This window comes from Sphingomonas faeni (assembly GCF_040407495.1).
Classification (GTDB): domain Bacteria; phylum Pseudomonadota; class Alphaproteobacteria; order Sphingomonadales; family Sphingomonadaceae; genus Sphingomonas; species Sphingomonas faeni_D.
Genome location: NZ_JAPZPP010000001.1, coordinates 381505 through 403150, shown reverse-complemented (window position 1 = coordinate 403150; position 21646 = coordinate 381505). Strand labels below are relative to the sequence as shown.

The window sequence follows — 21646 nt, the reverse complement described above, 5'->3', positions numbered from 1 at the left end:
CTCAGAACAACGCCCGTGCGGCCGTCATCGTCCACGCGCCGAGCACGGGGATGAGGAGGTAGCCGGCTGGCGACACGAACACCGCGGCGATGGCGATCAGGCCACCCTCGACCTTGCTCTCCATCGGCGCGAACGCGGGGGCCGGATCATCGAAGTACATCGTCTTGACGACGCGCAGGTAATAATACGCGCCGATCACCGAAGCGGCGATGCCGACCACCGCGAGTGGGAACAGCCCGGCGTCGACCGCCGCGCTGAACACCGCGAACTTCGCGTAGAAGCCGAACAGCGGCGGGATGCCGGCGAGGCTGAACATGAAGATCGCGAGCGCCGCTGCCAGCGCAGGCCGCGTTCGCGACATTCCGGCGAGGCTGTCGATCGTCTCGACCGGCTGCCCGTCGTCGCCGCGCATCTGCAACACGATCAGGAACGATCCCAGCGTCATCGCGACGTAGATGGTCAGATACATCAGCACGCCCGACACGCCTTCCGGCGTTCCGGCCGCAAGACCGATCAGCGCGAAGCCGACGTTATTGATCGACGAGTAGGCGAGCAGGCGCTTGATGTTGGTCTGGCCGATCGCCGCAACCGCACCGAGGATGATCGAGGCGAGTGCCGCGAAGATCACGATCTGGCGCCACTGGTCGGTCGCCGGGCCCATCGCATCGACCGCCACGCGGACGCTGAGCGCAAGCGCCGCGACCTTGGGGGCGGACGCGAAGAACGCGGTGACCGGGGTCGGTGCGCCCTCGTACACGTCGGGCGTCCACATGTGGAACGGCACAGCGCTGATCTTGAACGCAAGGCCGGCGAACACGAACACCAGACCGAACAGCAGGCCGAGCGACTTGGTGCCCGCATAGGCTTCCGAGATGCCCGAGAACAACGTCGTGCCACTGAACCCGTAGACCAGCGAGATGCCGTACAGCAGGATGCCGCTGGCGAGCGCGCCGAGCACGAAATACTTGAGACCCGCTTCCGCCGAACGCCCGTCACGCCGCATGAAGCTGGCGAGGACGTAGGCCGCAAGGCTCTGGAGTTCTAGACCGACATACAGCGTCAGCATGTCGGTGGCCGAGACCATGATCCCCATGCCGCATGCCGACAGCAGGATCAGCACCGGATATTCCGGACGCAGATCGTCGCCGTGCGTGCGTGCGAAGAAGCTCGGCGCCATGACGATCGCGACCGCCGAAGCGATGTAGATCAGAACCTTGGCGAACGCGCCGAACGCGTCTGCGCGGTACAGGCCGTCGAACGCATAGCCGCCCGACGAAGCCGGACCGACCAACGCGATCCCTGCCCCGACCAGCACGAACACGGCCGCGATCGACACGGCTCGCGTGGACTTGTCCCCGCCCCAGGCCGCGACGAGCATCAGGGCGATCGCACCCAACGCTAGCACCAGTTCGGGCAGCGTCATTGCGATGTTAGCGGCGTAATCCATCAGTGTGCCTCCCCGTGCGCGGCACTATGGACGGTTGCGGCGGGCTTCCCCGCGGTTGGGTTTGAATCGCTGGCTGGCTTGGCGCGATCGACACGAGCGAGAAGCACGCTCACGTCCTTGCGCATCGGTGCCAGGAAGCTCTCGGGATACACGCCCATCCACAGCACGACGGCTGCGATCGGTGCGAGCAGCCACATCTCGCGGCCCGACAGGTCGACCATCGCACGGACGTCGTCCGACTTGATCTCGCCGAACACGACGCGGCGGTACAGGAACAGCATGTATGCGGCGCCGAGGATGATGCTCGTCGTGCAGAGCAGCGCGGTCCAGGTCGAGACCTGATACGTGCCCATCAGCGACAGGAACTCGGCGACGAAGCCGCTGGTGCCCGGCAGGCCGATCGATGCCATCGTAAAGAACAGGAAGAAGATCGCGTATTTGGGCATGTTGATCGCGAGGCCGCCATAGCGCGAGATCTCGCGGGTATGGAGCTGGTCGTAGATCACGCCGACGCACAGGAACAACGCGCCCGATACCAGGCCGTGGCTCAGCATCATGATCATCGCGCCTTCGATGCCCTGCCGGTTGAACGCGAACAGGCCGATCGTGACGATCGCCATGTGCGCGACCGACGAATAGGCGATCAGCTTCTTCATGTCCGACTGCACGAGCGCGACGAGCGACGTATAGATCACCGCGACCGCCGACAGACCGAAGATCAGCCAGGTCAACTGGCCCGAAGCTTCGGGGAACATGGGCAGCAGGAACCGCAGGAAGCCGTAACCGCCGAGCTTCAGCAGCACGCCCGCCAGGATCACCGAGCCTGCGGTCGGCGCCTGGACGTGCGCGTCGGGCAACCAGGTGTGGACCGGCCACATCGGCATCTTGACCGCGAACGACGCGAAGAATGCCAGCCACAGCCAGATCTGCACATGCACCGGGAAGTCGTAGTTCATCAGCGCCGGGATGCTGGTCGTGCCCCCGGTCTTCGCCATGTAGAGCATCGCGATGAACATCAGGACAGAGCCGAGCAGCGTGTACAGGAAGAACTTGTACGACGCGTAGATCCGGTTCGCGCCGCCCCAGATGCCGATGATCAGGTACATCGGGATCAGGCCGGCTTCGAAGAACACGTAGAACAGGAACAGATCCTGCGCCGCGAACGTGCCGATCATCAGCACTTCGGTGAACAGGAACGCCGCCATGTATTCCGGCACGCGCGTCGTGATCGAGCGCCAGCTGGCGCCAATGCAGATCGGCATCAGGAACACGCTGAGCATGATCAGCATCAGCGCGAAGCCGTCGATGCCGAGCGACCAGCCGAACGGGCCGAAGATGCCAGGGGCATGCTCGACGAACTGCCACTGCGCGCCGCCGATATCGTAGTTGATCCACAGCATGATGCCGAGAACGAAGTCGACGAGCGTCGCCGCCAGCGCCAGCATCCGAGCCGTGTTCGCCGAGACGAACAGGCACGCGACAGCCGCGATCATCGGGACCGCGATCAGGACGGAGAGGATAGGAAAGCCGGTCATTACAGTCCGATCGCCCAGGTTACGGCTGCGGTCAGCCCGATCAGCATGACGAAGGCATAGGTGTAGAGGTATCCCGTCTGGAAGCGGTTGGCGACGCGGCTGCCGATCTGGACGACCCAGGCCGAACCGTCTGGCCCGAACCGGTTGATCGTCTTCTCGTCACCGCGGTGCCACAGGAAGCGGCCGATCGCGAACGCCGGACGGACGAAGATCAGGTCGTACAGCTCGTCGAAATACCACTTATGCAGCAGGAAGTCGTAGAGCACGCCGAACTGTTCGACGACCTTGGCCGGGAACGTGGGCGCCTTGATATAGGCATACCAGGCGGTCAGCAGGCCGAGCAGCATCGCGATCGTTGCCGACAGTTTGATCAGCAACGGCACGCCGTGCATCTCGTGCATCAGATGTTCGCGGAACGCGAGTGCGCCCTTCCAGAACTCTTCGCCTGCGGTCGGCTCGATGAAGAAGCCGTGGAACACGAAGCCGGCGAGAACCGCACCGATCGACAGGACGATCAGCGGGATCAGCATCGGCAACGGGCTCTCATGCGGGTGATAGCCACCATCGCCTTCGGCTGGCGCATGCACTGCGTCGTGATGACCGTGCGGCGCATGACCTGCGTCCTCGGCCTGAGCCGGGTTCGCGTGATGGTCATCCGCGTGATGCGCGTCATGCGCGTGGTCATCGTGACCGTGTGCGTCGTGGAGCGCATGCTGAATGTGCTCAGATGCGGCCCAGCGCGGCTTGCCCCAGAAGGTCAGAAACATCACGCGCCACGAATAGAAGCTGGTCAGCAACGCGACGAGCACGCCGACGAACCATACGCCCGGCTGACCCGCAGCCCAACTCGCCTCGATGATCGCATCCTTCGAATGGAAGCCTGCGAAACCGATCGCGGTGTTGCCGAAGATGCCGGGGATACCAACGCCGGTGATCGCGAGCGTACCCGCCATCATCGCCCAGAACGTCACCGGGATCTTCTTACGCAGGCCGCCATAATAGCGCATGTCCTGCTCGTGGTGCATCGCATGGATGACCGAACCGGCGCCGAGGAACAGCAGCGCCTTGAAGAACGCGTGCGTGAAGAGGTGGAACATCGCCGCGCCGTACGCGCCGACACCGGCCGCGAAGAACATGTAGCCGAGCTGCGAACAGGTCGAATACGCGATCACGCGCTTGATGTCGGTCTGCACGAGACCGCAGGTCGCCGCGAACAGACAGGTCGCGGCACCGACCGAGGTGACCACGGTCAGCGCGACCGGGCTCATCTCGAACATCGGCGACAGGCGGCAGACCATGAACACGCCAGCGGTGACCATCGTCGCTGCGTGGATCAGCGCCGACACCGGGGTCGGACCTTCCATCGCGTCCGGCAACCAGGTGTGCAAGCCGAGCTGCGCCGACTTGCCCATCGCGCCGACGAACAGCAGCAGGCAGAGCACCGTCATCGTGTCGAAGCGGTAGCCGAGGAAGCCTAGCGTCGAGCCCGCCATGCCGGGGGCCGCGGCGAGAATCTCGGGGATCGAGACCGTGCCGAACACTAGGAACGTGCCGAAGATACCGAGCATGAAGCCGAGATCGCCGACGCGGTTGACGACGAACGCCTTGATCGCGGCTGCACTTGCCGACGGCTTGCGGAACCAGAAGCCGATCAGGAGGTAGGATGCGAGACCCACGCCTTCCCAGCCGAAGAACATCTGGACGAGATTGTTCGCCGTCACGAGCATCAGCATCGCGAAGGTGAACAGCGACAGGTACGCGAAGAAGCGCGGCTGGTCGGGATCCTCGTCCATATAGCCCCAGCTATACAGATGGACGAGCGCCGAGACCGACGTGACGACGACGAGCATCACCGCAGTCAGCGCATCGACGCGCAGCGACCACGCGACGTTCATGTCGCCGGAGTGGATGAAGTCGAGCAGCGGCGCAACGGTGGCCGTGCTGGTGCCCGACAGGAAGCCGATGAAGATCGGCCAGGATAACAGGCATGACGCGAACAGCGCAGCCGTGGTGACGATTTTCGCCGGCACGTTGCCGATCGCGCGATTGCCGAACCCGGCAACGATCGCGGCCAGTAACGGCAGGAAGACGATAAGCTGGATCAACCGTATTACCCCTTCATCCGGTTGACGTCGTCGACCGCGATGGTGCCGCGACCGCGGAAATAGATCACGAGAATGGCGAGGCCGATCGCGGCTTCACCCGCGGCGACCGTCAGCACGAACATCGCGAACACCTGTCCAACGAGATCGTGGAGGAACGCCGAGAACGCGACCAGATTGATGTTCACCGCCAACAGGATCAGCTCGATCGCCATCAGGATGACGATGAGGTTCTTGCGGTTCAGGAAGATGCCGAGCACCCCCATCGTGAACAGGATCGCCGCGACGACCAGATAATGGACGAGACCGATCGTCACAGTTCGACTCCCTGCCCGACGACCGGGCTCGTGTTGCGCGTGGCGTCCTGCGGACGGCGCGCGTTCTGGCGGCTGATATTCTGCGCCTTGACGCCGCCACGCTGGCGGTGGGTCAGCACGATCGCCCCGATCATCGCGACCAGCAGCACCAGCCCGGCACCCTCGAACACGAACAGATAGCGCGTGTAGAGCAGGTTACCGATCGCCTGGATGTTGGGCACGGTATCGTCGATCGGTGCGGCACGCCGCGCAAGCTGGATCGGGCCGGTGCTCCATGCGCCGATCGCGATCATCACCTCGGCGGCGAGTGCGACGGCAAGCGCGAGACCGATCCCGAAATACCGGGCGACGCCTGCGCGCAACTCGGTGAAGTCGATGTCGAGCATCATGACCACGAACAGGAACAGCACCGCGACCGCCCCCACATAGACGATGACGAGCAGCATCGCGATGAACTCGGCACCGACCAGGATCATGAGACCGGCTGCGTTGAAGAACGCGAGGATCAGCCACATTACCGAGTGGACCGGGTTGCGCGACGCGATCGTCAGCGCGCCCGACAGGACGACGACGAAGGCGAAGAGGTAGAAGGCTAAGGCCTGAATCACGATTGCGGCCCCTTAGACGCCCACGAGAAGAATGAGCGCGCCATTAACGGTACGGCGCATCGGCGGCAAGGTTCGCCGCGATCGCGCTTTCCCAACGGTCGCCGTTATCGAGCAGCTTCGACTTGTCGTAGATCAGCTCTTCGCGCGTTTCGGTGGCGAACTCGTAGTTCGGCCCCTCGACGATCGCATCGACCGGGCACGCCTCCGCGCACAGGCCGCAGTAAATGCACTTGGTCATGTCGATGTCGTAACGCGTGGTGCGGCGCGAACCGTCGTCACGCGGCTCGGCTTCGATCGTGATCGCCTGTGCAGGGCACACGGCCTCGCACAGCTTGCACGCGATGCAGCGCTCTTCGCCGTTGGGATAACGACGCAGCGCATGCTCGCCACGGAACCGGGGCGACACCGGATTACGCTCGTACGGATAGTTGATCGTCGCCTTTTCCTTGAAGAAATAGCGAAGCGTCAACGCGTGCGCCTTCACGAATTCCCACAGGGTAAACGACTTGATGATCTGCGCGACGCTCATTTGTTATATCCTGCGGGGGGCGGCGGAGAAACTGGCATGCAATCGAACGCCAGCGGAGCAGCGCCATCGCGTTTCAGTGTGAAGCCTACTTTCATAGGCTTTTTGTTCTCGATCGGCAGAATCGTCAGCGCCATGACTGCAGGCTTACCCTCAGCCTTGCCAGCCACGTCAACGGTCAGGTGCCTATCACCGGACCGTACGAGGTTGGCCTTCACGATTTTTCCACTGTCGAACAGTGGCTTCTCGCCAGCGCGCTTGAGTACGATGTTTGGTAGATTTTCACCACCTGCCAAATCGAGAAACACTGTTTGCCCAGATGCATTACACATCCGAGAAAACTCAAGCTGACGCCGTGCATCACTGGGATCCATGACCTGCGAGCTCGCGGCAACCTCGGCCAACAAAAGCAATGTAGCCATCATGCCGGTAAGCCAACCCGCATCAACATCAACACGCCCGACACGAGAAAAACCCAGAACAGCGAGACGGGGAGGAAGACCTTCCAGCCAAGCCGCATCAGCTGATCGTAGCGATAGCGCGGCACGGTCGCCTTCACCCAGCTGAACAGGAAGAAGAAGAACAGGATCTTGGCGAACAGCCAGATGATCCCCGGCACGTAATATAGCGGCGCCCAGTCGACCGGTGGCAGCCACCCGCCCCAGAACAGCGTCGCGTTGAGCGCACACATCAGCAGCACGTTGGCGTACTCGCCGAGCCAGAACAGCGCGAACGACATCGACGAATATTCGGTCTGGTACCCGGCAACGAGCTCGCTCTCCGCCTCGGTCAGATCGAACGGCGCGCGCTGAGTCTCCGCCAGCGACGAGATGAAGAACATCACCGCCATCGGGAACATCAGCGGGTTCAGGATGTACCCGTTGAAGAACCAGACGTGCGACTTTTGCGCCATCACGATCGCCGACAGGTTGAAGCTGCCGGTCCACAGCACGACGGAAATCAGGATGAAGCCGATCGCTACTTCGTACGACACCATCTGCGCGGCCGCTCGAAGCGCCGAGTAGAACGGGTATTTCGAGTTCGACGCCCACCCCGACAGGATGATCCCGTACACGCCGAGCGACGAGGCCGCGAGCACGTAGAGCAGCCCGACGTTGATGTCCGCGAGCACGATGCCGACCCCGAACGGTACCACCGCCCAGACGATCAGCGCGACCGTGAAGGTGATGATCGGGGCCAGCAGGAACAGCGTCCGGTTGGCGGCTGCGGGGACGATCGTCTCCTGCAGGAACACCTTCAGGCCGTCGGCAAAGCTCTGCAGCAAGCCGAACGGCCCGACGACGTTCGGACCACGCCGCAACGCCATCGCCGCCCAAATCTTGCGGTCGGCATAGATGATCATCGCCACCGCCAGCATTAGCGGCAGTGCGATCACGAGGATATCGATGATCGTCGCGAGGAAGAACGCCCAGTCGTAACCGAGCGAGGATTCGAACCAGGAGATCATTCGGCTGCCTCCGCGTAATCTTCTCCGTGGAGAAGTTCGGCCGAGCAGCGCTGCATCGTCGGCGACGCACGGCAGATCGCGTTGGTCAGGTAGAAATCCTTGATCGGATAGCCGGCGAGAACGCCCTGCCCTTCACCCTGAAGCGAAGGAGGGTTCCACTCGAACGTCGCGAGCGCCTGATGACGCAACGCAGGCACGTCCGCGTACATTTCCTCGCGCAGCCCCTCGAAACTGTCGAACGGCAGCGTGTGGCCGAGCGTGTCGGACAGCGCGCGGAAGATCGACCAGTCGTCACGCGCATCGCCCGGTGCGAACACCGCCCGCTCGCCGCGCTGGACGCGGCCCTCGAGATTGACCCACGTCCCCGACTTCTCGGCATAGGTAACGCCCGGCAGGATGACGTCGGCAGCCGCCGCACCCTTGTCGCCGTGATGGCCGACGAACACCTTGAAGCCGGCAAACTGCGAGTAATCGACCTCGTCGGCGCCGAGGAAGAAGCCGAGCTTCGCCCCCATCACGTCGGCGATACCGCCCTTCTGCGCATAGCCGAGCATCAGCCCGCCCATCCGCGAGGCTGCCATGTGGACGACGTTGAAGCCGTTCCAGTCCGCCTTCACGAGACCCAGCGTATCGACGAGCTTCAGCGCAGCCGCATGGCCACCCTTCAACGCGCCGCCACCGACGATCACCATCGAACGTTCTGCTTTAGCGAAAGCTTCAGTCACCGCGGAGGGCAGATTGCCGAGCAACGCCAGATCGTCGCCGAGCCACTCGACCTTGTACGTCAGGTCCGTCTCCGGCCCGATCGCAAAGACCTTCGCGCCCTTCTTGATCGCCTTGCGCACCCGCGTGTTCACCAGCGGGGCTTCCCAGCGCAGGTTGGTGCCCACGAGCAGGATCGCGTCGGCACGCTCGGTGCCGGCGATCGTCGTGTTGAAATTGACCGCGGCAATGCTCGTCGCGTCATAATCCATGCCGGTCTGACGGCCTTCGAGCAGGCTCGAACCCATCTTCGCAAGCAGCGCCTTGGCGGCGTACATCGTCTCGCAATCGACCAGATCGCCAGCGACGGCCGCAACGCTCGACCCGGCGTTGACCGCCTTGATCGCTGCGAATGCCTCGTCCCACGTTGCGGGCTGGAGCTTACCGTTTACCCGGACATAGGGCTTATCAAGACGACGACGCACGAGGCCGTCGATCGCGTGGCGCGTCTTGTCGGTCGCCCACTCCTCGTTCACGTCCTCGTTGATCCGCGGCACGCAGCGCAGCACCTGGCGACCACGGCTGTCGAGCCGGATGTTGGTGCCGACCGCGTCCATCACGTCGATCGTCAGTGTCTTGCGCAATTCCCAAGGGCGCGCCTCGAACGCATACGGCTTCGACGTCAGCGCACCGACCGGGCACAGATCGACGACGTTGCCGGAGAGCTCGCTCTTGACCGCATTCTCGAGATACGAGGTGATCTGCATGTCCTCGCCGCGGAAGATCGCACCGATCTCCTCGACGCCGGACACTTCCTCGGCGAACCGGATGCAGCGCGTGCACTGGATGCAGCGGGTCATGACCGTCTTGACGATCGGACCCATATACTTCTCGGTGACCGCGCGCTTGTTCTCGTCATAGCGCGAATGACCACGGCCATAGGCGACCGACTGGTCCTGCAAATCGCACTCGCCGCCCTGATCGCAGATCGGGCAGTCGAGCGGATGGTTGATCAGCAGGAATTCCATGATGCCCTCGCGGGCATTCTTGACCATCGGCGAGTTGGTGAAGATCTCCTGCTTGTCCGCCGCCGGCAGCGCGCACGACGCCTGCGGCTTGGGCGGACCAGGCTTCACCTCAACCAGGCACATCCGGCAATTGCCGGCGATGCTCAGCCGCTCATGATAACAGAAACGCGGGATCTCCTTGCCGGCAAGCTCGCACGCCTGCAGCACGGTGGCGCCCTGCGGCACCTCGATCTCTACGCCATCGACTTTGACTAAGGGCATTACTCTGCGGCTTCCATCATCGGCGCGGTGTCGCCACCACGTTCGCGGATACGGCGTTCCATCTCGGGGCGGAAATGCTTGATCAGGCCCTGGATTGGCCATGCGGCTGCGTCACCGAGCGCGCAGATCGAGTGACCCTCGACCTGCTTGGTGACCTGCTGGAGCATGTCGATCTCGGACAGCTCGGCGTCGCCGGTCCGCATCCGCTCCATCACGCGCCACATCCAACCGGTGCCCTCGCGGCACGGCGTGCACTGGCCGCAGCTCTCGTGCTTGTAGAAATACGAGATGCGGCTGATCGCGCGGACGATGTCGGTCGACTTGTCCATGACGATGATCGCCGCAGTGCCGAGGCCCGAACCGACCGCCTTCAGGCCGTCGAAGTCCATCGCGCAGTCCATGATCTGCGCGGCGGGCACAAGCGGCACCGAAGAGCCACCCGGAATCACGGCGAGCAGATTGTCCCAGCCGCCACGGATGCCACCGCAATGCGTCTCGATCAGGTCGCGGAACGAGATGCTCATCTCCTCCTCGACCACGCACGGCTTGTTCACATGGCCGCTGATCTGGAACAGCTTGGTGCCGCGGTTGTTCTCTGCGCCGAAGCTGGAAAACCACGCAGCGCCACGTCGCAGGATGGTCGGCGCTACTGCGATCGATTCGACGTTGTTCACCGTCGTCGGGCAGCCATAAAGACCGGCACCCGCCGGGAATGGAGGCTTCAGCCGCGGCTGGCCCTTCTTCCCCTCGAGGCTCTCCAACATCGCGGTCTCTTCGCCGCAGATGTACGCGCCCGCGCCACGATGCACGAACACGTCGAAATCGTAACCCGACCCGCACGCGTTCTTGCCGATAAAGCCGCGGTTATATGCCTCGGCGACGGCCGCGAAAAGCGTCTCGGCCTCGCGGATATACTCGCCGCGGATGTAGATGTACGCGGCGCGCGCGCGCATTGCGAACCCGGCGATCAGCGCGCCTTCGATCAGCTTGTGCGGATCGTGGCGGATGATCTCGCGATCCTTGCAGCTGCCCGGCTCGGACTCATCGGCGTTGATGACGAGGAAGTTCGGCCGATCAGGCTTCGGCTCCTTCGGCATGAACGACCATTTAGTGCCGGTCGGGAAGCCCGCACCGCCACGGCCGCGCAGCCCAGACGCCTTCATAACGTCGATGATCGCGTCCTGGCCGAGCGCCATCAGGTCCTTGGTATTGTCCCAATCGCCGCGCATGATCGCCGCGTCGATGTTCCACGGCTGGAAGCCGTAGACGTTGGTGAAGATGCGGTCCTTGTCGGCGAGCATCAGGCCCACTCCCCCCGGTAATCGTGGTTCGCGTCGACCATCGCCTTCAGCGAGGTCGGGCCGCCTTCGGGGCAGCTTGCGCGGCGACCGAATTGCGGCCCCGGCGTCGGCTGCCCGCCATTGGCCAGCGCCTCGAGGATCTCGGTCGTCTTGTCGTAATCGAGATCTTCGAAGTTATCGTCGTTGATCTGCACCATCGGCGCGTTCGCGCACGTGCCCAGGCACTCGACCTCGGTCAGCGTGAACATGCCGTCCGGCGTCGTGCCGCCCTTGACCAGGCCACGGTTCTTGCACGCGGCCAGAACGTCGTCCGACCCGCGCAGCATGCACGGCGTCGTACCGCACACTTGGACGTGGAAGCGGCCGACCGGCGCCAAGTTGAACATCGTGTAGAAGGTTACGACCTCATACACGCGCATGTACGGCACGCTGATCTGACGCGCGACGAACTCGATCACCGGCACCGGCAACCAGCCCTGCGTCTGCGTTTCCGCGCCGACCTGGCGCTGCGCCAGATCGAGCAACGGGATCGACGCCGACTGCTCGCGGCCCTTGGGATAGCGCCCGAGGATCTCGTTCGCCTTCACCTGGTTCTCGTCCGTCCAAGCGAACGAACCCCAGCGAGCGCGGGTCTCGGCCTCGTCGGGAATTTTGGGTGCTTCAGCCATCAGCCGTGATCCGTAAGTTCTAGGCGACGCTCGATCCGCTCGACCCGGTCGGACATTCGATCGAGCCGCGAATTGACGCCGGAAATCGCGATGATCGAACTGCCGAGATGCTCCTCGACCATCGTCATCCGCGTCTTGAGATCGCGGACGTCGAATTTCATCTCGGACATGTCGCCCTGCATCTTCTGCAGAACCGAATAGATCAGTTCGTTGGTCACTGCGCCGTTCTGTGCAGGGGTCATCGGTCGCACTCGCCGAACACGATATCCATCGCGCCGAGGATCGCGGTCGTATCCGCCAGCATGTGGCCCTTCGCCATGAAGTCCATGGCTTGCAGATGCGAGAACGCGGTCGGGCGGATCTTGCAGCGGTACGGCTTGTTCGAGCCATCGGCGACCAGATACACGCCGAACTCGCCCTTAGGGCTTTCGGTCGCGACATAGACGTCGCCGGCGGGCACGTGGAAGCCCTCGGTGTAAAGCTTGAAGTGATGGATCAGCGCTTCCATCGACTGCTTCATCTCAGCCCGCTTCGGCGGCACGACCTTGCGGTCGAGCGACGCGATCGGCCCGTCGGGCATTTCGCGCAGGCACTGCTTCATGATCCGCGCGGACTGACGCACTTCCTCGACGCGTACCATGAACCGGTCATAGCAATCGCCACGCGTGCCGACCGGCACCTCGAAGTCCATCTTGGCATACGCGTCGTAAGGCTGCGACTTGCGCAGATCCCAGGCGATCCCCGAGCCGCGGATCATCGGGCCCGAAAAGCCCCACTTGATCGCGTCGTCGCGGCTGACCACGGCGATGTCGACGTTGCGCTGCTTGAAGATGCGGTTGTCCGCGACGAGCGAGATCGCATCCTCGAACAGTCGCGGCAGGCGCGTGTCGAGCCAGTCGCCGATGTCGGCGAGCAGCTTCAACGGCGCGTCCTGGTGCACGCCACCGGGACGGAAATAGTTCGAATGCATGCGCGCGCCGGAAACACGCTCGAAGAAGTTCATGCAGTCTTCGCGAATCTCGAACAGCCAGAGGTTCGGCGTCATCGCGCCGACGTCCATGACGTGGCTACCGAGGTTCAACATGTGGTTCGAGATACGCGTCAGCTCGGCGAAAAACACGCGCAGATACTGCGCACGCTCCGGCACTTCGAGGTCGAGCAGCTTCTCGACCGCCAGCACCCAGCTATGCTCCATGCACAGCGGCGAGCAATAATCGAGACGATCGAAATACGGCAGCGCCTGCGTGTAGGTCTTGTACTCGATCAGCTTCTCGGTGCCGCGGTGAAGCAGACCGACATGCGGGTCGACGCGCTCGACGATCTCGCCGTCGAGCTCCATAACAAGACGGAGCACGCCGTGCGCAGCCGGATGCTGCGGACCGAAGTTGATCGTGTAGTTCTGAATCGTGACGTCGCCGGTCGTGGGATCGGCTGCGTCGGCTTCACCCAGAAGCTCTTCGACATACAGACTCACTGGTTCTGTCCCCCGGTTCCGTTGACACCCTTGCTCGGAATCACATCCGACTCCACGGGCTTGTCCTGCTTCTGGTTGCCCGGATCAGGCTCGCCAGCACCACTCTGACCGGAATGCTTGACGTCCTTCTTACCGTAGGGCTCGCTCGGCGCGGCAGGCGCCTGGGTCGGCGACTGCGCAGCATCCGCCTTGACGATCGTATCGGCCTTGAGCGGCGTCGGCGCACCCTTGGCCTCGGGCAATGCGCCCTTCTCGTCACCGGGGAGCACGTAGTTCGCACCCTCCCACGGGCTCATGAAATCGAACGTGCGGAAATCCTGCGCCAGCTGAACGGGCTCGTACACGACGCGCTTAGACTCTTCCGAATAGCGCAACTCGACATACCCGGTCAGCGGGAAGTCCTTGCGCTGCGGATGACCGCGGAAACCATAGTCGGTCAGGATGCGGCGCAGGTCCGGATTGCCGCTGAACAGCACGCCGTACATGTCGTACACTTCGCGCTCGAGCCAGCCGGCGACCGGCCAGATGTCCGTCACCGATGGCACCGGCTTTTCCTCGTCGGTCGCGACATGCACGCGCAGGCGGTGATTCCGCGTCAGCGACAGCATGCAATAGACGACCTCGAACCGCTCAGGCCGATCCGGATAGTCGACGCCGGCGATCTCCATGAGCTGCTGATAGGCAAGCCCCGGCGTATCGCGCAACGCGATCATCGCGCCATACAGGTCTTCGCGCCGAACGTGCAGCGCGACTTCGCCGACATGGTCGACCGCGTCGAGCAGCATGCCGCCGAGCGCCGCGCGGGCGCTGTCGATCACGCCGTCGTTCGACGCGTAAGCTGGTGCGGGAGCCCTCAACGCTCGATGCTCCCGGACCGCCGGATCTTCCGCTGCAACTGCATGATGCCGTAGAGCAGCGCCTCAGCCGTCGGCGGGCACCCGGGGACGTAGATGTCCACGGGCACGATCCGATCGCAGCCACGCACGACGCTGTAGCTGTAATGATAATAGCCGCCGCCGTTCGCGCACGATCCCATCGAGATCACGTACTTAGGCTCGGACATCTGATCGTAGACCTTGCGCAACGCAGGGGCCATCTTGTTGCACAGCGTACCAGCAACGATCATCACGTCCGACTGACGCGGCGACGCGCGCGGTGCGGCACCGAAGCGCTCCAGATCGTAGCGCGGCATGTTGACGTGGATCATCTCGACTGCGCAGCACGCGAGCCCGAACGTCATCCACCACAGCGAGCCGGTACGCGCCCACTGGAACAGCTCCTCAGTCGACGTGACAAGGAAACCCTTATCCGTCAGCTCACCGTTCAAACCGTCGAAAAAGCCCTGATCGGGTGGCACCAGCGAACTGGGCGAACCGGGTGCGGGCTGAAGCTCTACTCCCAATCGAGTGCTCCCTTCTTCCATGCGTAGACGAGGCCAAGGGCCAATTCGCCGATAAAGATCATCATCGAAATCCACGCGGTCCAGCCGAGCGTGAAGACCGAGACGGCCCAGGGATACAGGAACGCGGCCTCGAGATCGAAGATGATGAAGAGGATGGCGATCAGGTAGAAGCGTACGTCGAACTGGCTCCGCGGATCCTCGAATGCGGGGAAGCCGCACTCGTATTCGCTGAGCTTCTCGGGCGTAGGCTTATGCGATCCCGTGAGGCGCGAGACAGCCATCGGCAGGAACACGAACGTGCTCGACAATGCGATGGCGATCCCGAGGAACAGGAGGATCGGAAGATAGTGCGACAGGTCGACCAAATTGCTTCTCGCAAGTGCGAACGGAACGGGGCCGCTTTAGGCCGATGGGGGGTTCGGGGCAAGGCTCGGGGGGTGTGAGAATCACTCGCAAGTGGAGGGGCGTGGGTGGCGGGAAACATGCGTTACTTGGCGTGCCGGGATCCAGACGAGGGTGCTGCGAAATAGCGGCAACATCACCAAACCGACTCCGTCACCCCGGACGGGTTCCGGGGTCCACGGCGCCGCAAACCAACGGTCTGCGAGAATGCGGAACGGTGGATGCCGGAACGAGCCCGGCATGACGGGCTGGGGTAGAGTCCGCGCCTTTGGATTAGGCTCTTAGAACTTTCGCGGCCACCGCCTTCATCCGTCACCCCAGCGAAAGCTGGGGTATCATGGTTGGCGAGCGCGCCGGCTATCACGGGGATACCCCAGCTTTCGCTGGGGTGACGGATAGGACGTGAGTATCACCTTCACCAGCGTGAACGGATTGCTCTCCGACCTCACGATCCTCCCCCGCCAGGGGGAGGTGTCGCCGAAGGTGACGGAGGGGGAGGACACGGAACAACCGTCGCCCTTTCCTCCCCCTCCGTCAGGCAAACGCCTGCCACCTCCCCCTCGCGGGGGAGGATCGTTCGCAAGGCTTAGCGCAGCGCGCCGGCCACCAGCTTATGCAGCCGCGAATGCAGCGCGTCGTTCGCCGCAAGAAACTCGTTGCGCTCCATCGCACGGTCGCCACCGCGGAAGTCGGTGACGAAGCCGCCGGCTTCCTTCACCAGCAACATGCCCGCAGCAACATCCCAAGGCTTCAGGTTCGATTCCCAGAAGCCATCGAAACGCCCCGCCGCAAGCCAAGCCAGATCCAACGCCGCTGCCCCAAGGCGACGAATACCCGCGACCTCAGGCGCAACCGCCCCGAAGATGCGGCTCCACTGCGCGAAGTCGCCATGCCCCAGGAACGGAATCCCCGTCGCAATCAGCGATTCGGACAGATCGCGCCGCGACGACACGCGCAAACGTTGGTCCGTGAGCCAAGCCCCCCGACCCTTCTCGGCCCAGAAGCTCTCGTCAGTCAGCGGCTGATACACCAATGCGGTGGTAACCTCGCGCTTGCCGTTCGGCATCGGCTCCTCGACCGCGATCGAGATGCAGAAATGTGGGATGCCGTGGAGGAAGTTCGACGTGCCATCCAAGGGATCGACGATGAACCGCGGCTTATTGGGATCGCCGGCGACCTCGCCGCGCTCTTCCATAAGCATGCCCCAGTCGGGACGGGCGTGGCTGAGCTCTTCGAAGATCGTCTGCTCGGCGCGCTGGTCGGCCTGGCTGACGAAGTCGGCCGGACCCTTGCGGCTCACCTGGAGCTGCTGGACCTCGTTGAAGTCGCGGCGCAGGCGCGGCGCGGCCTTGCGGGCGGCGCGCTCGATGACGGTCATGATGCCGGAATGGCTGGGCATGGTATTCTATCTCCCCCCTCCCGCAAGCGGGAGGGGCCGGGGGTGGGCTCGCGCTATCAGCGTCGCGCGGCATCGAAATCGTTCGCACCAGTATCGTCGCGTAACATGGAGGGCGGGTGCCCACCCCCCGGCCCCCTCCCGCTTGCGGGAGGGGGAGCAGATTTTAGTCCGCGCGCCTTACGTAGGTCTGCTCGTATACGTCGACGACGATCCGCGTGCCCGCGCCGATATGCGGCGGCACCATCACGCGCACGCCGTTCTCGAGCACCGCAGGCTTGTAGCTCGACGAGGCAGTCTGCCCCTTCACGACGGCATCCGCCTCGACGATCAGCGCCTCGATCGTGTCGGGCAGCTGGACCGAGATCGGCCGCTCTTCCCAGAGCTCCATCACCACGTCCATGCCGTCCTGCAGGAACGCCGCGGCGTCGCCCAGAATGTCGGCATCGAGCGAGATCTGCTCGTAATTGATCTTGTCCATGAAGGTGAGCATGTCACCTTCGCGGAACAGGAACTGGAAGTCGACGGTCTCGAGCCGCACCTTCTCGACGCTCTCGGCGGAGCGGAAGCGGATGTTGTTCTTGCGGCCGTCGATGAGGTTCTTCATCTCGACCTGCATATAGGCACCGCCCTTGCCGGGCTGGGTGTGCTGAATCTTGACGGCGCGCCAGATGCCGCCCTCATATTCAAGAATGTTGCCGGGACGAATCTCGACCGCGTTGATCTTCATGACCGATTCCTGCTGGAAAGAGCTAGGGGCCGTCCGCGAAGCATGGCCCTAAGGCGTGGCTCTGCGGAAACCCGAAGCGGCGGGCTTTAGCGGGACGACCCGGTTCCGGCAAGCATCGGGTACGGGTTCACGTTCTCGCCCTGATACCAACGCTCCCCCGGCTGCATCTTCGTCAGCCCGAAATGCAGGTGGTAATTGCCCGCCCCAGCGTCGCCGGTATCGCCGACATAGCCGAGCGTATCGCCCGCCTTGACCGCCATGCCCTCACGTATCCCCGCGGCGTAGCCGGCAAGGTGCGCGTAATAATAGGTCCAGCGTCGATCGGGCGAGCGGACGTAAAGTGTGATCCCGCCAAGCCCGCTCTGGAACAGCTTCTCGACTCGTCCCGGTGCGGCGGCAACGACGGCGGTGCCACCCGGCGCCATGATGTCCGTGCCATGATGGCCGCGCAGACCGCCGCCCCGCGCATCGTTCCAGCTATTCGCGATCGCTTTCCGCGGAACGCCTGCTACCGGGACAGCCAATGCCCCGGGCGTGACGGCGACGGCAGCGACCTCGGTGGGCGGCGCCTGCTTTCGCCAAGGCACCCGCCGCTCGATGCCACTGCCATTGCTGCCGAACGACATCATCGATGCGAACCCACCGACCACGATGACGATCAACCCAAGAATGATCCAGAACGTCCGCGTCATCGTCTCAGGCCTGGAACACGGCCTTGGTCCCCGGCTTGATCATCATCGACAATCGCGCCGCATCCCAGTTGGTCAGGCGGATGCAGCCATGACTCTCGGCACGCCCGATCGTCTCGGGGTTCGGCGTGCCGTGAATGCCGTAATGCTCCTTCGACAGGTCCATCCAGACGACGCCGACCGGACCGTTCGGCCCCGGCGGCAGCATCTCCTTCTGCTGGCCCTTCTTGGCATCCCAGAACAGTGCCGGATTGAAGTGGAACTTCGGATTGTAATCGGAGCCCTTGATCGTCCACGTGCCAAGCGGCAGCGGATCGTGGCTCGATCCCATCGTCGCGGAGAATTGCGCGATCAGCTTGTCGTTCGCATCGAGGACACGCAGCACGCCATCCGACTTGTCGACGACGACATGATCCGCCTTTGGCTGGTTCGCGTCGACGTTCAGCATCGTGAGCGTCGCGATCCAGTCCGGCTTCAGCTTCGGATCATACGCGCGCGACGTCGGCAGCGCGTTGGGGAACACGACCTTGGTGCCCGGCGCCAGCTTCGTGGTCGGAAAATTCAGCGCAACGATCACCGCCGGCGTCGTGTGGAACATCTCGCCGAGCTTCTCCATGACATTCTTGTAGCCGAGCGATGGGAGTTCGGCCTGCTTGGCCGGGTCCGTCGGGAACGGATTGACGAACGGTCCCGCCAGCATCTCGGGGGTCAGCGCGACCGTTACCGTCGGCCGCGCAGCGCGGTACGGATACAGCGCCTGCAACGTCCGTGCATCGGGCTTGCCGGTGATCGGCAGCCCCTTCGCCTCCTGGAACCCCTTCAGCGCCGCGACCAGCGACTGCCCGCCGCGACCGTCGAGCACGCCCGGCCCGAAGCCGAGATGGTCGAGGATCACCTGCACGTGCAGGATGTTGCGATCGATCGGTACGGGTTTGGCGGGCGCGGTCTGCGCTACAGCTGGCGACGCGACCCCGAACAGGCACGCCGCAAGAACCGAAACTTTCGTCACAAATGCCGTCATGCCAATCATCCCAAACCGTTACGCTTCAGCATCAAACGGTCAGGACGACGGTTGTTTCCGTTGCATGATGGCGTTCCCCGACTTCGCCATCCGTCATCCTGACGAAAGTCAGGACCCAGGATCACGAATGCCGCGCTGCTTTGCTCTGGGTCCTGGCGTGCGTCAGGATGACGGAATGGGTGCGAGACTCAACGCGCCTTCAACACCTCGCCGAATGCCTTGATAGCCGCGACCTCGTCGCCACCCCAGACGGCGCCCGACACAGCAATGAAATCCGCCCCCGCAGCAACCAGCGGCGCGGCGTTTTCCGGCGTAATGCCGCCGATCGCGACGCAGGGCATCTCGAACAGCGTCGACCACCATGAGAGGATCACCGGCTCGGCGGTATGCGTCGCGACCTTCGTCGTGGTCGGATAGAACGCGCCGAACGCAACGTAGTCGGCCCCGGCTTCGCCAGCTTCCATCGCCAGATGACGGCTGCCGTGACAGCTCACGCCGATCTGCGCATTGGGTCCGAGCTGCGCCCGCGCCTCACGCGGGTCGCCATCGTCCTGCCCGAGGTGTACGCCGTCCGCATCGAGCCGCTTCGCCAGCCCGATATCGTCGTTGACGATGAACGCGACATCGCGCTCCGCACAGATCGCGCGCAAAGGCTCGCCCAGTGCGGCAGCCGCGTGCTGGTCGATATCCTTCACACGGAACTGGAAGGCCGCCACCGGCCCGGCGTCAAGAGCGCGCGCGAGACGCTCGGGGAAGTCGCCTCCACAGTCGAGCGGCGACACCAAGTAAAGCTGGCAAGCCGGCCGACGCATATCGCGGCGGAAATTCTCGGCGAAATTGGGATCGAGCGGGCCCAGCGGATCTTCGAATTCGGTCATGTCCGCCCCCTAGCCGCTCGTAACCGCCACGTCACCCCGGCGCATGACCGAGGCGACGTGAAGGCAAACCGAGGCTTATTCCTCGTTCTTGTAGATCCGGATGATCCGGTCGAGCATCGCCAGCGCTTCGTCGCGTGGGCGCTGGAAGGTGTTGCGGCCGATGATCGAGCCGTTGCCGCCGCCGTCGCGGATGTCGCGTGCATCCTGGAAGATCGCGTCCTCGCCCTTCGACGCGCCGCCCGAGAAGACGTTGATGCGACGCCCGGCAAAGCTCGACTGGACGACATGCTTCACGCGGTCCGACTGCTTCGACCAGTCGGTGTTCGCGTAGAGCGGCTTGGCTTCCTTCTGCTCGATATGCGCGGTCGGCAACTTGGTCTTGATGATGTGCGCGCCGAGCAGCGCCGCCATGTGCGCGGCATAGGCACCGACGTCGAGCGCGAGTTCGCCGTCCTTGGTCAGCTCGCCGCCGCGCGGATACGACCAGATCACCGTCGCGATGCCGACCGACTTCGCCTCTTCGCTCAGCTCGCGGATTTCCTCGACGAGGTCGAAGAACTGGTCCGCGCCCGGATAGATCGTGAAGCCGATCGCCGCCGAGCCGAGCCGTACCGCGTCGGAAACGGTCGCCGTTACCGCCTGGTCGATCGTCGTCGCCCAGCTGTTCGAACTGTTGCACTTCAGGATCGTCGGGATCTGCCCGGCGAACGTATCCGCCCCCGCTTCGAGCATCCCGAGCGGCGCGGCATAGGCGCTGAGCCCGGCGTCGATCGCCAGCTGGTAATGGTAATGCGGGTCGTACGCCGCCGGATTGACCGAGAAGCTGCGCGCCGGGCCATGCTCGAAGCCCTGGTCGACTGGCAGGATCACGAGCTTGCCGGTGCCGCCAAGCTTGCCCTGCATCAGGATGCGCGCGAGGTTCGCCTTCACCGCCGAACTGGTGGCTTCATACTTGTCGAGAATGGTTTTGACTTGCGGAGTGATCGTGGATGTCATGGGTAAATCCTCTTTCAGTATTTTAAAGTTCCAGCCATCGGCGCAGTGCCTGATCGACCGCAAACATGGTTTCGTTGGAAGCAGCACCGACCCGTCGACCGATCCGATGCCGCCAGACTGACTGCACCTTGTCGATACTGACCTCGCTCGGCTTAAAGAGCCCCGTGTCGGGGTTTGCCGCAATCGGAATGCGGAACATGCCGAGGCCGGCAAGCTGGCTGGTAATCAAACACACCGTAACGCTATCGTGGTCCCGCAGGAACGCGTCAGTCTGAACGACGAGCGCCGGGCGCGGCTTTCTGGCAAAATCCCCCGCGTCAGCGTCGGCAATAGTAACGATATCACCGCGTTTCATTCGGCGGCATCACGGCGATTGCCGGCAAGCTCTGGATCATCCCAGGCAACACCCAACCGCTCCCACGCGTCGTCTTCTTCGGTCCAGCCTAGTGCCGCCGCCGCGAGCGACTGCCGCTTCGCCTCCGCCAAGAAAGCCTCGTCGTGGCGCTCGACATAGCGTCGCACGGCTTCGCGTGCGATATCGCTCTTGCTGCGCCCTTGGGTGCGCGCAACTGCCGCGAGTCGCTCTTCGAGTTCGCTATCGAGCCTGACGCCGAGCATCCGAGTCTCCGTTTAACATGTTAAACATAGGCGTGCGAATCGCTGGGATCAATCCCCCGCCCGTTCGGTTGGTCGCG

Annotated in this window: 24 protein-coding genes; all 24 read right to left on the bottom strand. The window is 63.5% G+C overall.

The window, feature by feature from the left end; translation table 11 throughout:
• Position 1: 1 nt before the first annotated feature.
• Positions 2 to 1447, bottom strand: coding sequence for an NADH-quinone oxidoreductase subunit NuoN (gene nuoN, locus O6W96_RS01975; protein WP_353468000.1), 1446 nt, complete (start codon positions 1445 to 1447; stop codon positions 2 to 4).
• Positions 1447 to 2982, bottom strand: a complete 1536-nt coding sequence (locus O6W96_RS01970) for an NADH-quinone oxidoreductase subunit M (protein WP_353467999.1) — start codon at positions 2980 to 2982, stop codon at positions 1447 to 1449. Before O6W96_RS01970 ends, nuoN begins: the two co-directional genes overlap by 1 nt.
• Positions 2982 to 5087 (bottom strand): NADH-quinone oxidoreductase subunit L, encoded by a 2106-nt coding sequence (gene nuoL, locus O6W96_RS01965; protein WP_353467998.1) that lies wholly within the window; start codon positions 5085 to 5087, stop codon positions 2982 to 2984. The genes O6W96_RS01970 and nuoL overlap by 1 nt, the downstream gene beginning before the upstream one ends.
• Positions 5088 to 5092: 5 nt before the next feature.
• Positions 5093 to 5401 carry an NADH-quinone oxidoreductase subunit NuoK gene (gene nuoK / locus O6W96_RS01960; protein ID WP_082441002.1) on the bottom strand — a complete coding sequence of 103 codons (309 nt, stop codon included), beginning with the start codon at positions 5399 to 5401 and terminating at the stop codon, positions 5093 to 5095.
• Complete coding sequence (locus O6W96_RS01955) at positions 5398 to 6009, bottom strand: NADH-quinone oxidoreductase subunit J (protein ID WP_056048540.1); 612 nt, start codon at positions 6007 to 6009, stop codon at positions 5398 to 5400. Before O6W96_RS01955 ends, nuoK begins: the two co-directional genes overlap by 4 nt.
• 43 nt (positions 6010 to 6052) lie before the next feature.
• Positions 6053 to 6538 (bottom strand): NADH-quinone oxidoreductase subunit NuoI, encoded by a 486-nt coding sequence (gene nuoI, locus O6W96_RS01950; RefSeq protein ID WP_055877898.1) that lies wholly within the window; start codon positions 6536 to 6538, stop codon positions 6053 to 6055.
• Positions 6535 to 6939 (bottom strand): hypothetical protein, encoded by a 405-nt coding sequence (locus tag O6W96_RS01945; RefSeq protein WP_353467997.1) that lies wholly within the window; start codon positions 6937 to 6939, stop codon positions 6535 to 6537. The genes nuoI and O6W96_RS01945 overlap by 4 nt, the downstream gene beginning before the upstream one ends.
• A 17-nt stretch (positions 6940 to 6956) precedes the next feature.
• Entirely contained in the window at positions 6957 to 8003 is a 1047-nt protein-coding gene (gene nuoH / locus O6W96_RS01940; RefSeq protein ID WP_353467996.1) for an NADH-quinone oxidoreductase subunit NuoH, read from the bottom strand.
• Positions 8000 to 9994, bottom strand: coding sequence for an NADH-quinone oxidoreductase subunit NuoG (gene nuoG, locus O6W96_RS01935; protein WP_353467995.1), 1995 nt, complete (start codon positions 9992 to 9994; stop codon positions 8000 to 8002). Before nuoG ends, nuoH begins: the two co-directional genes overlap by 4 nt.
• The gene (nuoF, locus tag O6W96_RS01930; RefSeq protein ID WP_353467994.1) at positions 9994 to 11295 is read right to left on the bottom strand and encodes an NADH-quinone oxidoreductase subunit NuoF; all 1302 of its coding nucleotides are present in this window, start codon (positions 11293 to 11295) and stop codon (positions 9994 to 9996) included. The genes nuoG and nuoF overlap by 1 nt, the downstream gene beginning before the upstream one ends.
• Positions 11295 to 11963, bottom strand: a complete 669-nt coding sequence (locus tag O6W96_RS01925) for a complex I 24 kDa subunit family protein (protein ID WP_353467993.1) — start codon at positions 11961 to 11963, stop codon at positions 11295 to 11297. Before O6W96_RS01925 ends, nuoF begins: the two co-directional genes overlap by 1 nt.
• On the bottom strand, positions 11963 to 12205 hold the full coding sequence (locus O6W96_RS01920; protein ID WP_056482261.1) for a hypothetical protein: 243 nt from the start codon (positions 12203 to 12205) through the stop codon (positions 11963 to 11965). The genes O6W96_RS01925 and O6W96_RS01920 overlap by 1 nt, the downstream gene beginning before the upstream one ends.
• Positions 12202 to 13413, bottom strand: coding sequence for an NADH-quinone oxidoreductase subunit D (locus tag O6W96_RS01915; protein WP_435372180.1), 1212 nt, complete (start codon positions 13411 to 13413; stop codon positions 12202 to 12204). The genes O6W96_RS01920 and O6W96_RS01915 overlap by 4 nt, the downstream gene beginning before the upstream one ends.
• A gap of 20 nt (positions 13414 to 13433) precedes the next feature.
• A complete protein-coding gene (locus O6W96_RS01910; RefSeq protein WP_353467991.1) occupies positions 13434 to 14294 on the bottom strand; it encodes an NADH-quinone oxidoreductase subunit C in 861 nt (286 codons plus the stop codon).
• Positions 14291 to 14839: a NuoB/complex I 20 kDa subunit family protein gene (locus O6W96_RS01905; RefSeq protein WP_056058310.1), complete on the bottom strand. Its 549-nt coding sequence runs from the start codon at positions 14837 to 14839 to the stop codon at positions 14291 to 14293. Before O6W96_RS01905 ends, O6W96_RS01910 begins: the two co-directional genes overlap by 4 nt.
• Entirely contained in the window at positions 14830 to 15204 is a 375-nt protein-coding gene (locus O6W96_RS01900; protein WP_056048518.1) for an NADH-quinone oxidoreductase subunit A, read from the bottom strand. Before O6W96_RS01900 ends, O6W96_RS01905 begins: the two co-directional genes overlap by 10 nt.
• A gap of 623 nt (positions 15205 to 15827) precedes the next feature.
• Entirely contained in the window at positions 15828 to 16640 is an 813-nt protein-coding gene (locus O6W96_RS01895) for an inositol monophosphatase family protein (RefSeq protein WP_353467990.1), read from the bottom strand.
• 163 nt (positions 16641 to 16803) lie between these two features.
• A complete protein-coding gene (gene efp / locus O6W96_RS01890; RefSeq protein ID WP_093397280.1) occupies positions 16804 to 17367 on the bottom strand; it encodes an elongation factor P in 564 nt (187 codons plus the stop codon).
• A gap of 86 nt (positions 17368 to 17453) precedes the next feature.
• Entirely contained in the window at positions 17454 to 18059 is a 606-nt protein-coding gene (locus tag O6W96_RS01885) for a M23 family metallopeptidase (protein ID WP_353467989.1), read from the bottom strand.
• A gap of 4 nt (positions 18060 to 18063) precedes the next feature.
• On the bottom strand, positions 18064 to 19077 hold the full coding sequence (locus tag O6W96_RS01880; RefSeq protein WP_353467987.1) for a L,D-transpeptidase family protein: 1014 nt from the start codon (positions 19075 to 19077) through the stop codon (positions 18064 to 18066).
• Positions 19078 to 19265: 188 nt separating this feature from the next.
• Entirely contained in the window at positions 19266 to 19955 is a 690-nt protein-coding gene (gene thiE / locus O6W96_RS01875) for a thiamine phosphate synthase (protein ID WP_353467986.1), read from the bottom strand.
• 75 nt (positions 19956 to 20030) lie between these two features.
• Complete coding sequence (locus tag O6W96_RS01870; RefSeq protein WP_056048504.1) at positions 20031 to 20951, bottom strand: class I fructose-bisphosphate aldolase; 921 nt, start codon at positions 20949 to 20951, stop codon at positions 20031 to 20033.
• A 22-nt stretch (positions 20952 to 20973) separates the two neighbouring features.
• Positions 20974 to 21306: a type II toxin-antitoxin system PemK/MazF family toxin gene (locus O6W96_RS01865; RefSeq protein WP_121885203.1), complete on the bottom strand. Its 333-nt coding sequence runs from the start codon at positions 21304 to 21306 to the stop codon at positions 20974 to 20976.
• On the bottom strand, positions 21303 to 21569 hold the full coding sequence (gene relB / locus O6W96_RS01860; RefSeq protein WP_353467985.1) for a type II toxin-antitoxin system RelB family antitoxin: 267 nt from the start codon (positions 21567 to 21569) through the stop codon (positions 21303 to 21305). Before relB ends, O6W96_RS01865 begins: the two co-directional genes overlap by 4 nt.
• Between the last annotated feature and the right edge of the window lie 77 nt (positions 21570 to 21646).